Source organism: Methanosphaerula palustris E1-9c (genome assembly GCF_000021965.1).
Taxonomy (GTDB): domain Archaea; phylum Halobacteriota; class Methanomicrobia; order Methanomicrobiales; family Methanospirillaceae; genus Methanosphaerula; species Methanosphaerula palustris.
On the sequence record NC_011832.1, the window covers coordinates 2889477 to 2903459 of the forward strand.

A 13983-nucleotide genomic window follows, 5' to 3' on the forward strand; every position below is an offset into this window, starting at 1 on the left:
TCTTATTCTCTTATATCTGATGCAACCCTACGATTCCGTATGCAATTACGCCAGATGCTGGTGCTGGGAGTGGGAGTGATCGCTGCGGCGGCTCTGTATTTCTTTGAACCGATCTATGGGTATATCATGCTGATCTTCACTGCGGTGATATTCATGGGCATGAAGATCATGGAGGACAGTCTGGGCCTTCCCGATGTCACCTGTAACCTCCGCGATGATGCAAAAGCGGTGGTGATGATCAACCGAGGCAACGCTTCGATCACCGGCGGGCACGTGGCACTGGTCCCACTGAACATCGAGTTCGACCTGCCGGCTCTGGTTCCCGACCAGCGCTTTGAGTATCCACTCACCGAGATGGTTGTGGAGGCCAAAGCCGTTGTACACTACAGCACAGTCGATGGACGGAGCCTCTCCGGCTCGTTTCCACTCTCCGCGCTCGGCGAAGGGGAGGAGGACCTGCTCAAACCCACGTTCCCCCTCTTCGGCTGGAAGTGATCAGATCTTTGTCTGATCGTTCAAAAACGAGAGCACCACATTGAGGGCGGCGACGAGCGTCTCCTCCCCGTCCAGGTTCTCCTTCAGGGCCCGGTAAAGCATGAAGAGTAACTCATATCCGTAGATCGCGAGCGCCTCGTCCGGCGTGATCGTCTGCAGATAGGAGTCGGCGATCCCGCCGGCGGATGAATACATCAACTCTGCAAAGGTGCCGTCCTCCCGAAGCACGCAGAACTGGTCGTCGATCTTCTTTTCAGGATTGTCAGGGCGGAACGGCATCGGATCTGTTCGCCCGAGCACCAGCACCTTCTGTGCGTAGTGCCGGGCATCGAAGACCTCGCCGTCGAGACCGATCTTGCCTCGTTCGAGTACATTGAGACCGATCGCAGGGATCAGAGAGGCCGCTCGAACTCCCATCCTCCCAAGGAGAGCACCCTCACGAGCCCGAACCTCAGCACCCTTCACCTCGATCAGATCCCCGCTCTCAACGACCAGGTCCGAGAGGCGGTTGAAGCCCTGCTCGATCACGGTCAGCGTCGTCTCTATATTTTCAGGTATCTGGTCAGCCATACCAGATCGTCTGCTGGAGAGGGGATAATACGATCGTCAGACCAGGGAACCGATGAAGTAGTAGGTGCAATCTTGCTCGATCTGTACCCTGCACTTCATCCCAAAGGGGAGGGGTTCCGGGATGACGATGTTCTGATAACGCTCGTCCCGGGTGATCACCGAGCCTAGCTTGCGCTGCTCGGTGACGACGACGCCGACCTCCTCTCCAATCCACCGACTGTTCTTCTGGTGGTAGAGTGTAGTAACATGGTCGTTAACAGCCCGTGACCGATCCTTCTTCACCGAGTCCTGCAGATCTGGCAGGTCGGCTGCGGGAGTGCCAGGCCTCCCTGAGTACCTGGTCATGTTCACCTTGTTCGGAGAGAGAGCGGTGATCATCTGCAGGGTCTCTTCAAAGTCCTGATCGGTCTCGCCGGGAAACCCGACGATCAGGTCGGTCATCAGGGTGAGGTCAGGATGGACCTCACGAAACGCTCTTAGGATCTGCTGAACGTCGGAGGCGGTGTAACTCCGGTTCATCGCAGCCAACACCCGATCCGAGCCCGACTGGATCGGGAGGTGAAGGAACTGGAAGATTCGGTCCGACTGGTAGGCTGCAATCAGATCATCCAAGATAGGGAGAACCGTGGCCGGGTTCATCATCCCGAGCCTGAGACGGTAATCACCCGGAAACGCCGTGATTCCCCGAAGAAGGTCGGGGAGGCTCCGCCCGAGGTCGAGCCCCCACGAGGAGAGGTCCTGACCGGTCAGCTGCACCTCGACAGCCCCGTTATCGACCGCTTGCTGCACCCTGTTGTAGATATCCGGCGGCTGGAACGACTGGAGCGGCCCGCGGGCATTTCTGGTGATGCAGTAGGAACACCGACCGGCACACCCCTGCCCCACCTGCACGACCCCTATCGCCGACGGAACCGTAGTGTTCACAAGGGTATAGGCCGCCCGGATCTCCTCTGGGGGGATCACCTTAGGGGAACAGACCTCACAGATCGCATCCATCTGCACGGCCGGCATACACCCGGTCAGATAAAGGTCATGGCCGCTGTACCGACGCATCTGCCTGAGCATCAGCCGTTCGGTCGGGCCGATGACGGTGCAGGTGTTCAGCACCACGGCATCCGCCTCCTCAGGTGTGGGGACGATCGTACACCCCTGCGCCTTCAGCACCTCGACCAACGCCAGGGTATCGGCGTGGTTGAAGGTGCACCCATACTCCTCCAGGTAGACATCCTTCCCAACAAGGCTGTGAAGAGCGCTGATACAGGCACCGGTGCTGGTGCAAAGAGAAGAGAGGCGTTGCATCTGCAGGATAGCTCGTCGACCTCAGAATATATAAGGAAACGGGTCGTTCCAGCGAATGTACAGTCCTGAAAGTATTTCTCACAGATCTTAACTTAAGATAATTTGAACGTTTCATCAAGTCACTAACCGAAAACCCTGATACCAATACCGAGGATAGCCTCTTGAGGTAATCTTCTCCAGAACGCGAGTTCCGGAGATTCAAGATTATCAAAATCCAAGCTGCCGTGAGGTCGGTTATTGTACCAGACAATGAATTCATCAAGAGAAGCAAACTTATATCGGAACCTATTATAGATATTGAACCATTTCTCAATTTTCCCATTTGTTTGGAGATGTTTTACTCGAGCAAGAATTGGTCGGATATCATGAGTTCCGAGATATTGTTTGAATTCACTGTCCCAATCTCCATTCTCGTCTCTTCGATGCGCCCCAAACTCGCTGCCATGATCCATAATCAGTTCACGAAGTGGGCATATTGGCTCATATTCCTGAATTACTCCTTCAACAACAGTTATTATTTTTTTTTCCGTGTTGACTGTAACAGATTCATCGATTGCCAAGATCTTTCGTGAAGGGTCATCCAGAACCGCACAGATCTTAAGTTCACTGATTGCATCTTTGTGCCAATCGATGTGTCCGGCTGACATGCTATGCTTTCGCTCATACCGCACCTATTTCCGCTGTTTTCGTTTTGATACTTCAACCCCTGGCGAGTCCCCGATCCATCACGTATCTGTGTATCCAGTTATGAGAAATAATTAGGCCATAGACCTTCAGGATGAGTGTTTCCAACATCCTTGCTCCGTACTGGAATCGTCCGTACGCTTCGTCTATCACGGTTGATTCCTCAGTGGTTACCGGTTTCTTCGGCGACCCATTGCCTCTCCGATGATTGGAACTACCCCTGTTTCACGATACTGTTTCCAGAGTTGGTCCACGCGCCTCCTCGCTATGTGCTGGATCTTCGCTATTATCCCAGAGAATTCTTTCTTTTCCTTCTGATGGATTATCCACCGTATCTTCTTCTAGGTCAACTTCATCGTTGAACTCGTCTTCGGTTCAACGTCAGATATAGGAAATACTTTCGGGACTATACATCTCTTATTTTGACGATTCTGTATATAAACTCCTTTTAAACAGATGGCTGTTTCTGGAGGTTAATAGATAACCTCACAATTACGTTTTATGCACTTTACTCCCGCTATTATCTCTGGGATTGATAGAGATTACTCCTCAACCTGCAATATGGATACATTTAAACCATTTAAAGATTAGTCACTTATTTGAGCGGTCCTACTGAACTCTCCGCCGGCAACAGAGCTGGGAAATAGCAGGATACAGGCATACTTCATCCGAAAGGATGATCTCCTGCAATGATGATCCTCCCTGAGCTCTTTCCCTCATGAGGGTGAAGAGGTTCGCTGCCAAATATACGGAGTTTGAGTGACGCACACCTCGACTACGAACCAGGAAGTGTTCGGCAGGATCATTGACCTGCTTCAGCAGTACGCACCACGGGGGATGCCGATTCTGAATATCGCCCGGGAACTCGATATCGACCGAAAAACAGCTGCTAAATACCTCGAACTCCTCACACTGAGCGGCGATGTCAGCGTGGAACGGTTCGGACAGAAGAAGTTCTACCAGCCGTCACGGCGCATCCCACTGCCGGAGATCTTCGACCACCTCCACCACGCGATCGTGATCCTGGATAGCGACCTGCAGATCCTCATGGTGAATACGAGTTTCATCGTCACCCTCGGCATCCATCCTGGCCACAATCTTGTCGGCGTCCCGCTCTTTGAACTCGATCTTCCGATCTTCTCCGAACTCTCAGTCCGGCGGAACATCGAACGGGTACAGCACTCCCAAACGCATCTTACCGAGATGCAGATGATCGACGAGCGGACGAATCAGGTCTATCTCGTCGACTTCGCGCCGATCAGCTCGCAGACCAGCCGCCCAGGGATCATGGTCAGCCTCAGGGACATCACCGCGCTGAGGAAGGCCGAGACCGATCTGGAGGACTCGGAGAAGAAGATCGCGACTCTCTTCGAGTCGGTTCCAAGCGGGATCATCATCTTCTCTGCCAACGGGACTATCCTGAACGCGAACCGCGCTACGTTGCGGGTTCTCGGGCTGCGCACCCTCGCCGAACTGAAAAACGCGAACGTCTTCGACCTCGCCTGTCGCCGGGAGAAGATGGAGTCACTGATCCAGCTGGGGCAGGAGGCTGAGATCGAGCTTGCATGCGACTTCGATCGGTTGCTGCAAGAACGGCAGATCCTGGGCACAAAGCATGGCATTGCCTTCTTTGATGTGGCCTTCACCCCGATCCTGTCTGGTACCCGAGGTCAGCCGAACGAGTATGCCATCCTCTTCAAGGACATCACAGCAAAGAGGCGTGCAGAAAAGGAGTTGAAAGAGCGGTACAGAGGGATCTCCAGCAATCTTCCGGGGGTTGCGTACCAGTTCTATGCGAGAGATACAGGAGAATGGGGAGTGTATTACGTCGACGAACGTTCGATGGAGATCTACGGTGTTCCCATCGCACCCCTGGATAACTGGTTCCAGCGGTTCGGTGCCTGCATCGCACCCGAAGACCAGGCGCGATGGTTCGAATCGATCTGGGATGTCATTGCGAGGGTGGCACCATGGGACTTCGAGGGCCGTTTCATCAGATCGACGGGGGAGGAGATGTTCATTCGGGGTGTCTCGCAACCTGTCAGGTTGAAGAACGAGACAGTCTGGAACGGGATATTCTTCAATATCACCAAACGTAAACAGGCAGAGAAGGCATTGCAGACGAGTATCTTTCAGGAGACACGGTACCGCTCCTTCTTCGAGGATACCTGTAATGGTGTCCTGATCTACGAGCCGATCGAAGGGGGGAACGATTATATTATCAAGGACGTCAACAGGGCAACGGCGATCCTCCTCAGAACGGAGAAGCAGGACCTGATCGGGAAGAGACTCTTTGTGGAGTTTCCCGACCTACCAGATCCCTCGGTGCGTGAGATGTTGATCCGGGTGCTGACCACAGAACAGCCGGAGTTCGTCCCGCCGCTACGGTACCGGAACCGTGAGGACTTCCCCTGGATCTCGCACTACGTCTTCAAGCTCCCGTCGGGTGAACTCGCCTCCTTCATGATCGACGTCTCTGGAATGCTGGAGGACATGACGGGGTCATCAGACCCCATGGTGGATACCCGCTCCGACCTGTGATCGCGGACCTGACCCTGGAGAACATCCTGAGCAGGTGTGAATGGCAGGGTGCTGGCGGGCGCGGGCATCATAACGGCCACGACGATGCCGGGGAGGGCGAGCAACGCGACAGCGGCAAGAATGATAACAACCCGGCGTGTCATGGGGGTCATCTCCGAGACTCCGGATGGCGGGAGCGAATATAGGCGTTATTCATGCGAACCAACGGTGCCGACAAGCGGGGGGAAGCATCACCGGCTGCAGGCCGCCCACGTCCATGCGGTGGAGGATGGGTGAGAGAAAGTCCTGACCCTTCGTGGAGTTGATCATGAAACCGGGGGGAGAGTAGGGGTTGAAGACTGGCACCACGACGAGATCCCTGCCCCACACCGCGCCCTGCCCGTAGAGGAAGCAGGAGAATCGGACCATATCGATCTCAATCTCCGGGTGGTCGTGATCAACCCCATCGACTACCTCCGCGTCGCCGGCGAGGGTGGTGATGGTTCTCAACGCCTGGGGATAACATCTGATCGGGTGCGTAGATTTATCAACTCTGCAAAAGGATCATCGATGTTGCCAACCGGCATTGGGAGAGATATCATATGATGACCATTGTTGCCAGATGCAGCGTAAAAGCAGATAAGGTTGAGGATCTCGTAGAACTTGCCCAGGATTTAGTCAAAGCGAGCAGAAGCGAAGCAGGAAACATCTCTTATGACTTCTATGCAGATCTCGCAGATCCCACGAAGTTCACGTTTGTTGAGGTCTGGAAAGATCAGGCCGCAATCGACCTCCACAACACAACCCCCCATTTCCGGGGCTTTGTGGACAAAGCAGGACCCTTATTTGCCGGTCCGCTTGACATCACCCTGTATCGAAAACTCACCTGAGATACCGTCTCCAGAGACGGAAAAATATCTTTCACCTCTTTTTCTTCTTCATGTAATATCAATCAATACCTTCCAAAAATATAGGTGATTTTCTTAAAAAAGTGTAAAGATATTGTAAAAGTTTTGTGAAACTTTGCTGTGTTGCATAACTCAATTTTGGCTCGAATTGGACTTATTTCACCCAATTTTCCCAAGGTTAACTGGCTCTTTTCGGTAGTGGCTCTAGATGTAATCGATAATTCATTTCAGAAAATCTGAACGAAATTCATTGAGCAATCGCCCCCCGCGTTGCAAATACCCCACCTATTGAAAATATTTTTATTGGCCGTTGTTTCCTGGGCCACTACCCAGTTTTCGAGTTATGCAACACAGCATGAAACTTTGGATAGGCCCCCTCCAAGATCCCCCTTCCCTCCATGTGCCTATGATGCGCTGATGCCTGATCTAACTATTGAAATATTCCCCCCAGCAAAAGTACATCGGGAAATCATCCTGTTAATGAAATTAAATGCGATAATACCGTAAAATTGATCGTACCAGAAGGGGATATCAGATCTGGTGAATCCAATGAAATTCCCACTTTAGTAGATCATAATGTCTTAAAATGGTTACTCTTCGACTCAGTACTCACGTTGACCACCTTCCAGTGAACAAAGCAGGAGATGGCAGAGCGGGGAATAACTCCGGTTGAAAATACCAGTTCAATTCTCAGAAACCCCCTCATTGCCCTGTTCTTCTCCTCGGAGATCACGTACGTCATCAATGAACTCCGAAAACGAAACGATCTCAGATTATTTGCCCATATCAATCAGATCCCTTCGGCTGACGATATGTATCGGTTTCTCAACCGTATGGATGAAGCACAATTTATCACCCTGATCAATGCGTTGCTTCGCACACAGTGCAAAAAACCACGGAAAAAAACACCGCAGACAATTGTAGACTCACAAGAGTCGGAGACCTGTCTATTTCGGGATGTCTGCTTCTCCCTTATGGGTGAACCGGATATTCGAAGAACCTACAGATTCATCTCAATTTCGCTTCTCCCTGAAAGGCGAACCAGAATTTGAGAGAACCTGGTATTTGTCAGCTGTCAGATTTTCGACTGTAATCTGGATCTACCAGGCGGAGAACGGTCTCGGAAGATCCTGAGCCTCATCCTCGACTGACTGGGATCCGTTCATCGGCACTCAGCACAGACCTGCGCTCACGATCGGTTTACGCTGTAAATCATACAGAATGCTGAGTACGTAGGGTGTATACCCCCAGCACTGGAACAGGTATGCCGTGTTTTATATTTAAATTGAGGGGTCTACTGGTCCCCTGTAAATCGTATCTTTATGTGTGGATAAAATCCCATTCAGTATTATAAGAACAGGGTGTGTGAATTGGTAAAGATTGCAGTAATTGGTGGAACCGGTGGACAGGGCCTCGGGATCGCGACCCGGTTCGTAGTGGCTGGGGAAGACGTAATCATCGGCTCGAGGACGATGGAGAAGGCCCAGGCAGGTGTGGACAAGGTAAAGGAACTGCTCGGCGATGTCAAGAACATCAGGGCCGCAGAGAACCCCGACGCGGCCAAAGAGGCCGATATGCTGATCCTGACCGTACCGCTGATGGCTCAGAAGGACACGCTCCTCTCGATCAAGGAGGGCGCAGCCGGCAAGCCGTTAATGGACGCTACAGGACCCCTGGAGTCCTGTATCGGTGGTTCGGCCACGAAGTGCCTATCCCTCACCGAGGGTTCCGCGGCGCAGCGGGCACAGTCGATCTTACCAGAGGCGAAGGTGATCTGTGCGTTTAACAACATCTCGCAGACCTGGTGGATGCAACTCAAGGAGCCGATCGACTGCGACTGTCTGATCTGCGGCGACGACAAGGACGCCAAGGCCCTCGTGACCCCGCTGATCGAGAAGATCCCCGGCATTAAGGTAATTGACTGTGGGATGCTTGAGCGGGCCAGTATCATCGAGAAGATCACACCGCTCCTGATCGGGCTGAACATCCGGAACAAGTGTCAGTTCGGCGGGATCCGGATCACGGGCCTCGACAAGGGTCGGATCTGCTAGGAATCTCAATTAACTACGGCTGGAGTGCTTTTGAGGAGTCATGCCTGCATGCGGGCCAAAACCTGGCTCCGAAGAAGCACCGGCCGGCATCACTGAAAAAATCACGCCATTGATCGAGATGATCCCGGGGATTCGGGTGATCGACTGTGGCGCGCGCTCGAGCGGGCGAGCATCGTCGAGAAGATCACGCCGCTCCTTATGGGGTTGAACATCCGGAACAAGTGTCAGTTCGACGGGATCCGGATCACCGGCCTCGACAGGGGCAGGGCCTGCCAGTACCGACATAAAAACCTGCAGTATACGCTCAATCAGCAATTGAGAAAAATTTGAACCGGAGGGAAAAAACATGAAAGCATTCGTAATGAAGAGGATTGGAGAAGTTGGTTGGATGGAGAAAGATAGACCTGCGTGCGGTCCACTGGACGCCATCTGCCGGCCACTTGCCCTTGCACCGTGCACGTCCGATGTCCACACGGTCTGGGAAGGAGCCCTCGGCGACCGCCACAACATGACCCTCGGGCACGAGGCCCTGGGTATCGTTGACGAGGTGGGAAGTGAGGTCAAGGACCTCAAGAAAGGCGACCGCGTCATTGTGCCGGCCATCACACCGGACTGGGGCGATGAAGCCTCACAGCGTGGGTACCCCTCGCAGTCGACTGGAATGTGTGGCGGCTGGAAGTTCTCGAACTTCAAGGACGGTGTCTTCGCCGAGTTCTTCCACGTGAACGAGGCGGACAACAACCTCGCAAAACTCCCTGAAGGCATGTCCCTCGAGGCAGCCGTCATGATGCCTGACATGATGAGCACGGGCTTCATGGCCGCTGAGAACGCGAGGATCCCGATCGGTGGCTCGGTCGCGGTCTTCGGCATCGGACCGGTCGGCCTCTGCGGTATCGCAGGAGCGAAACTTCGGGGAGCCGGACGGATCTTCGCCATCGGAACCCGAGCCAAACCCATCGAGGTCGCGAAGGCATACGGCGCGACCGATATTATCAGTTACAAGAACGGCGACACCGTTAAGCAGATCATGGATCTGACCCATGGAGCGGGCGTCGACTCTGTCATCGTCTCCGGCGGCGGACCTGACATCCTCGTGGACGCCATTAACGTGGCCAAGGCCGGGGGTGCCATCGGGAACAACAACTACTTTGGCAAGGGTATGTTCGACAAGGATTACCTGCCAATCCCTCGTGTAGGCTGGGGCTTTGGTATGGCCAGCAAGGACATCATCACTGGTCTCTGCCCCGGCGGAAAGGTCCGGATGGAGCGGCTCGCCGAGATCATCAAGTACAAGCGCATGGATCCAGGGCTCATGGCAACTCATGTCTACAAAGGCCTCGACAAGGTCGAGGATGCGCTCATGATGATGAAGAGCAAGTCTGGCGATCTGATCAAGCCTGTCGTCATCTGCGAGTAGGAAATCAGTGAAAACTCCCGACTCTGAGTGCAACAATCGCTCACCTTTTTTTTGGCGTCTACAGGGTCTGTCATGGAACAGCGCGACATCTCGGAACCCTTCGAGCAAAAGGGGGGTGTCCTCTTTCTGGACCTTGAAGTCAGGGTGGCCGAGAAGTCCTGTTACGCACTCCTGGTCTGGAACGGGATCTTTCTGAAGGACCCGGTGACGGGAAAATAGATGGGTGAGGTGTTCAGTTCCTAGTTCCGATCGAGGTCGAGCAGACACTCGTTACGCCTCCGTGGAATCATCAGACGGTAAGCGTCGCGATGACGAGATCTAGCTCCTCACAAGGAGGCCTTTCTGAATCGAAGCCTCGCGGAACCTCCTGGGAAACAGGGGAGACGGTTCCCCTGTTCCCGGACTCCGGAAGAGCTGGTGAGGGGATGTACCCGTAGATGTTAAGCACGGGGATGGAAATGTCCGTGGGCGGCATGAGCGATTGAATACCCCTCCCTCCGGACTGAATGCAGTTAACCATACTGGATTATACCAACGAAAACGATGTGATTGGGATGAGTGAAACGATAGGAACTCCAGAATACACCGGGGTCAAGATACATGACCCAACCTCGACTGCGGGTCCGATCGGGCTGCTCGCGTTCGGGATAGCGACGGTCCTGCTGAGCTTGGTGAACGCCGGGTATTACTCACTGGGATCGTCGATCGTCATGATAGGCGCGTACGTGGGATTCGCCATGGCGATCACCGGGTACATGGAATGGAGGAAGGGGAATACGTTTGGTGCAGCAGCGTTCGTCACCTTCGGCTTCTTCTGGCTCACCTTCGTCGGCCTGCTAATCCTGCCTAAACTCGGTCTCGCCGACGCAGCCAGTCCAACGGCGATGGCCGCGTACCTGTTCATGTGGGCGCTCTACGCCTTCGTGACGTTCATTGCCACCCTGAAGTACAACCGGGCGCTCCAGTTCATCTTTGCGACTGTGACCATCCTCTTTGTCCTGCTGGGGCTGGGATATCTGACAGGAAATACGCTCTTCACGACGATCGGAGGTTACGAAGGGATCATCTGCGGGCTCTCTGCGGTGTATACCGGGTTCGGACAGGTGCTGAACGAAGTGTACGAGCGCGAGGTTGTCCCGTTAGGATGAACGCGAAGTCGGCGCCGGATGGACCCAAGGATGTCCATCTAGGCCCGCACGGTAGTGCGGGTGGTCGTGGATGACACCCCGCAGGTCATCGGGACAGACGATCGGTTCTGCAAGGTGATCGGAGACCAAAAAGAGACGGTGATGCCGTATCCCAAAGAAGGGTCAACTACCCACGAATAAAGTTGTGGAGTATGACCTCGGACTTCACCGTCGGCGTGCACCTCCATCTTCCGCTTCTCTTAGGGGTGGACAGAATACGGTAGGCTGGTTGACATCAGCCCTTCTCGTGATATTTCATCATGGTATTGATATCCGCGTGGCCGCAGGTCACACAGATTCACTCTGCCTGACTCTTCCGGTCCTTTCTGGCTGTATGACCATAGGCTGAGCACTGTTACAAGATATATTCTGGATCGACAAATTGGTGGAGATACCTGCTTCGTGTATCTTATGCCGGACAAACCTTCCGAGTTCGTAGAACCCCCATTTGCCGATCACAAGTCTTCATGCTTTTCAAACCAAACCCACGTGGCTATATCCTCAAGGTCCATTATGTCGGCATTTTTCCCGATTAGAATATTGCGTACGTTCTTTGGAGACCTCATAATAGTATATTTGAAGCATTTTTTTGCTCTTCTTTCTGGAACAGGATGAAATCAACCTGCATGGGGTGGGAACGGAGTATGATATGAAAAGGATAGTGACTACCAACAAAAACCAATGATACCAGCCGATTTGGTCGGTGCCGCCGAGATTCAGGGGGACGCGGAGGCAGTTGATGATGGGGGAAGAGACGGATAGTGGCCTGTACTGTACAGGGGACTATCACCCGGCGTTCTCTCAAGGAAAGATCAGATCTGGTCTTATTGGAAGTGGGGCCGGTCTTCGAAAAACAGAGGATTCAAAACACACACCCGCAAGGGGTGTGACGCAGCGCCGCTGCCTCAATTCCGAACACATTGATTAAATATACATATCTACGTAATCTAGAGCATGGCCAAAAAGAAGCGCCGAACTGATACCTCTCTCGATACCTCCCTTTTCAAGCGAGCGATGGCGTACGGAGCAGAGAACGGACTCTCCCTCAGTGATCTCATAGAGCAAGGCCTCCGGCTCCGGCTCGATGGTCCGCCCGTGCCGGCTGAAGAGAGCAGCCTCTCTGCTTCCCCCCCCCACCTCGAAGCCCTGGTTGATCGCCGAATTCAGGAGCAGCTCCCGCACCTTGTCCAGGCCTGGCTCGAATCCGCACGCGGCGAGGAGTGTCCGGAGCGCCTGATAGTCCCGCACGTGCTTGAGACAGCAGAGGCCGTGGACATGCCCCTGGAGGCTGCAGTGGACATACCCTCGGGGACCGTGGACATACCCCTGGGGATCGTGGAGCGGCTCCAGCAGCAAAGAATGATTCAGCTGGAGAAGACCACGGGTGTGGACATACCGACGCTCCACCTCATTCGACTCGGCAAACAGACCCGGCTCCCAAAGGAGACCATGGAGAAACTGGTTGCCGGGCTCGAACTGGTCGAATCGAATCCTGTTTCCGATTATGAGTTGGAGGGGATGCACGGTTGAAATGGTGAATGTCGCAGGGTGGGGACGCACGGACAGGTAGAGCGGCAGTCTCCGGCCTGATCCCCAGCGGAAAGACCTCGTACCGGTCGACACCCCGGTACCGTAGGGGACGGATGATGGTATGTATGTTCTGCTGGTGCGTGATGGATTCGGGGGATTTATGGGAGAATACCAGCTCATTACTCGTCCGTCTCTCACCGAGAATCTGGCACCCACTGTCACGGTCGTCCGGTCAGGAACTGACGCCGCCTCAACTGGGACGGTCCCCGCGAATGTGACACCCACACGCTCGATGAACTGGAACCAAAGACAATGGACCAGATGCCCTTGGCCTTGATCGGGCTTGGCTAGCAGGGGCTGTGGTCTTGGGGATTCTGGTTATTTTTCGTCGTTCGAGTATCCCCTCCCTGCGATGATCCGACGGTCCTGCGTTGCCGGGTGGGGATAGCAGTCGATAATGAGCCGGTATCCGTTGAAACTACGGAGCAGTTAGAAGAGACAGAGGCGAATATCAAGGCTGGAAAATATAGGCAACTTGAACAAGGACACCTTTTTAACATAGCTCGTTTTGAGACATCCTGATTTCTTTCCTCCAAACGTGGTTTGGTCTCAGTTATCCGTTGTCAGTCCTCTCAATTTTTTCTCATTGTGACCGGTTTTTTCCGGATCTCGAGAGCTACCGCTCTTCGAGTGCCCTTCGTTAAATAGTTCTGATTTGTGCGAGATTGTAATCGAAACATGCAAAAAGGTTCTGCAGACTTACCCTTGCCACAGTCATGACCAGAAGATGTCCAGCGTGGAAGCCATCAACCAGGGAGCCTGCTGACCCCGGGGAGTAGGATTATTATCAGGAACATCGACTTATTAAATGGTGATCCCCGTCGAGGGATGGGAGTGGAGAAATACTATGTGTGAAATGTGTGAAATGTTGAAAAAAACGGCCACTGACTTGGAAGTTACTCTGATCCATGTCGGCGATCGCCTTCCCTGCTATGATGGACAGGCGTATGAGGTGCGCCGGGCTGAAGTTCTGCCAGCACCGGTGGGTGAAAGGGTACCGCCCGGAGTGGCGATGCAAGGGGTGGAACTGGTGCCGGTCGGTGTCGATGGCGCCGACGGAATACAGATCCCGATCATCACCGATCCACACGGCCGTGTTATCTGTATTTACGGTTGGGAGGGGCAATACCAGCCGGTTGAATCCAACCAGATACCATGGTGCAGTATGCGCACAGGACGCCTGTGCGTCGCGCTTGACGGGTGGCCATACCTGCCTCCCGGGATCGAGTGACCGCAGTACCCGAAGGATTCCCCCGCCGGCC

Annotated in this window: 15 protein-coding genes and 1 pseudogene; 10 read left to right on the top strand and 6 right to left on the bottom strand. The window is 53.8% G+C overall.

Annotation, left to right across the window (positions count from 1 at the left end; all coding sequences use genetic code 11):
• The first annotated feature begins 39 nt into the window (after nt 1–39).
• Complete coding sequence (locus tag MPAL_RS13790; RefSeq protein WP_048145456.1) at nt 40–495, top strand: hypothetical protein; 456 nt, start codon at nt 40–42, stop codon at nt 493–495.
• Here MPAL_RS13790 and MPAL_RS13795 read toward each other — a convergent pair whose 3' ends face one another.
• From MPAL_RS13795 to MPAL_RS13805, 3 genes and pseudogenes are all read right to left on the bottom strand, one after another.
• Nucleotides 496–1065 (bottom strand): hypothetical protein, encoded by a 570-nt coding sequence (locus tag MPAL_RS13795; RefSeq protein WP_012619339.1) that lies wholly within the window; start codon nt 1063–1065, stop codon nt 496–498.
• 36 nt (nt 1066–1101) lie between these two features.
• Nucleotides 1102–2364 carry a tRNA (N(6)-L-threonylcarbamoyladenosine(37)-C(2))-methylthiotransferase gene (locus MPAL_RS13800; RefSeq protein ID WP_012619340.1) on the bottom strand — a complete coding sequence of 421 codons (1263 nt, stop codon included), beginning with the start codon at nt 2362–2364 and terminating at the stop codon, nt 1102–1104.
• A 122-nt stretch (nt 2365–2486) separates the two neighbouring features.
• Nucleotides 2487–3383 (bottom strand): annotated as a pseudogene (locus MPAL_RS13805) (IS481 family transposase).
• Between the two features lie 424 nt (nt 3384–3807).
• Here MPAL_RS13805 and MPAL_RS14875 point away from each other — a divergent pair.
• Both MPAL_RS14875 and MPAL_RS16405 read left to right on the top strand, forming a co-directional pair.
• On the top strand, nt 3808–5589 hold the full coding sequence (locus MPAL_RS14875) for a PAS domain S-box protein (protein WP_012619341.1): 1782 nt from the start codon (nt 3808–3810) through the stop codon (nt 5587–5589).
• A complete protein-coding gene (locus MPAL_RS16405) occupies nt 5586–5774 on the top strand; it encodes a hypothetical protein (RefSeq protein ID WP_048145458.1) in 189 nt (62 codons plus the stop codon). The genes MPAL_RS14875 and MPAL_RS16405 overlap by 4 nt, the downstream gene beginning before the upstream one ends.
• Nucleotides 5775–5781: 7 nt before the next feature.
• Here MPAL_RS16405 and MPAL_RS13825 read toward each other — a convergent pair whose 3' ends face one another.
• On the bottom strand, nt 5782–6078 hold the full coding sequence (locus tag MPAL_RS13825) for a hypothetical protein (protein WP_048145461.1): 297 nt from the start codon (nt 6076–6078) through the stop codon (nt 5782–5784).
• Between the two features lie 92 nt (nt 6079–6170).
• On the opposite strand from MPAL_RS13825, the gene MPAL_RS13830 reads away from it, so the two are divergent.
• Nucleotides 6171–6458 carry a putative quinol monooxygenase gene (locus MPAL_RS13830; protein ID WP_012619342.1) on the top strand — a complete coding sequence of 96 codons (288 nt, stop codon included), beginning with the start codon at nt 6171–6173 and terminating at the stop codon, nt 6456–6458.
• Nucleotides 6459–7047: 589 nt separating this feature from the next.
• Here the strand turns inward: MPAL_RS13830 and MPAL_RS16410 are convergent.
• Nucleotides 7048–7218: a hypothetical protein gene (locus MPAL_RS16410; protein WP_158303693.1), complete on the bottom strand. Its 171-nt coding sequence runs from the start codon at nt 7216–7218 to the stop codon at nt 7048–7050.
• A gap of 619 nt (nt 7219–7837) precedes the next feature.
• Between MPAL_RS16410 and npdG the strand changes: the two genes are divergently transcribed.
• Nucleotides 7838–8527: an NADPH-dependent F420 reductase gene (gene npdG, locus MPAL_RS13840; protein WP_394295840.1), complete on the top strand. Its 690-nt coding sequence runs from the start codon at nt 7838–7840 to the stop codon at nt 8525–8527.
• Nucleotides 8528–8536: 9 nt separating this feature from the next.
• Here npdG and MPAL_RS16415 read toward each other — a convergent pair whose 3' ends face one another.
• On the bottom strand, nt 8537–8875 hold the full coding sequence (locus MPAL_RS16415) for a hypothetical protein (RefSeq protein WP_158303694.1): 339 nt from the start codon (nt 8873–8875) through the stop codon (nt 8537–8539).
• Here MPAL_RS16415 and MPAL_RS13850 point away from each other — a divergent pair.
• The 5 genes from MPAL_RS13850 (at nt 8874) to MPAL_RS13870 (ending at nt 13952) form a co-directional block, all read left to right on the top strand.
• The gene (locus MPAL_RS13850; RefSeq protein ID WP_012619345.1) at nt 8874–9944 is read left to right on the top strand and encodes an NAD(P)-dependent alcohol dehydrogenase; all 1071 of its coding nucleotides are present in this window, start codon (nt 8874–8876) and stop codon (nt 9942–9944) included. The two genes, MPAL_RS16415 and MPAL_RS13850, sit on opposite strands and share 2 nt — an antisense overlap.
• 72 nt (nt 9945–10016) lie before the next feature.
• The gene (locus MPAL_RS16420; RefSeq protein WP_012619346.1) at nt 10017–10163 is read left to right on the top strand and encodes a hypothetical protein; all 147 of its coding nucleotides are present in this window, start codon (nt 10017–10019) and stop codon (nt 10161–10163) included.
• A 335-nt stretch (nt 10164–10498) separates the two neighbouring features.
• The gene (locus MPAL_RS13855) at nt 10499–11092 is read left to right on the top strand and encodes an acetate uptake transporter (RefSeq protein ID WP_048146143.1); all 594 of its coding nucleotides are present in this window, start codon (nt 10499–10501) and stop codon (nt 11090–11092) included.
• A 993-nt stretch (nt 11093–12085) separates the two neighbouring features.
• Nucleotides 12086–12661: a hypothetical protein gene (locus MPAL_RS16035; protein WP_012619349.1), complete on the top strand. Its 576-nt coding sequence runs from the start codon at nt 12086–12088 to the stop codon at nt 12659–12661.
• Nucleotides 12662–13577: 916 nt separating this feature from the next.
• Nucleotides 13578–13952 carry a hypothetical protein gene (locus MPAL_RS13870; RefSeq protein WP_148208256.1) on the top strand — a complete coding sequence of 125 codons (375 nt, stop codon included), beginning with the start codon at nt 13578–13580 and terminating at the stop codon, nt 13950–13952.
• The last annotated feature ends 31 nt before the right edge of the window (nt 13953–13983 follow it).

Excerpts from the sequence above, each read along its gene's own strand:
- MPAL_RS13870 (WP_148208256.1), top strand. The coding sequence starts at position 13,578 with ATGTGTGAAATGTTGAAAAAAACGGCCACTGACTTGGAAGTTACTCTG.
- MPAL_RS16410 (WP_158303693.1), bottom strand. The coding sequence starts at position 7,218 with ATGACGTACGTGATCTCCGAGGAGAAGAACAGGGCAATGAGGGGGTTT.
- MPAL_RS13830 (WP_012619342.1), top strand. The coding sequence starts at position 6,171 with ATGATGACCATTGTTGCCAGATGCAGCGTAAAAGCAGATAAGGTTGAG.
- MPAL_RS16415 (WP_158303694.1), bottom strand. The coding sequence starts at position 8,875 with ATGTTTTTTCCCTCCGGTTCAAATTTTTCTCAATTGCTGATTGAGCGT.
- MPAL_RS13795 (WP_012619339.1), bottom strand. The coding sequence starts at position 1,065 with ATGGCTGACCAGATACCTGAAAATATAGAGACGACGCTGACCGTGATC.
- MPAL_RS13850 (WP_012619345.1), top strand. The coding sequence starts at position 8,874 with ATGAAAGCATTCGTAATGAAGAGGATTGGAGAAGTTGGTTGGATGGAG.
- MPAL_RS13855 (WP_048146143.1), top strand. The coding sequence starts at position 10,499 with ATGAGTGAAACGATAGGAACTCCAGAATACACCGGGGTCAAGATACAT.
- MPAL_RS16420 (WP_012619346.1), top strand. The coding sequence starts at position 10,017 with ATGGAACAGCGCGACATCTCGGAACCCTTCGAGCAAAAGGGGGGTGTC.
- MPAL_RS13800 (WP_012619340.1), bottom strand. The coding sequence starts at position 2,364 with ATGCAACGCCTCTCTTCTCTTTGCACCAGCACCGGTGCCTGTATCAGC.
- MPAL_RS13790 (WP_048145456.1), top strand. The coding sequence starts at position 40 with ATGCAATTACGCCAGATGCTGGTGCTGGGAGTGGGAGTGATCGCTGCG.
- MPAL_RS16035 (WP_012619349.1), top strand. The coding sequence starts at position 12,086 with ATGGCCAAAAAGAAGCGCCGAACTGATACCTCTCTCGATACCTCCCTT.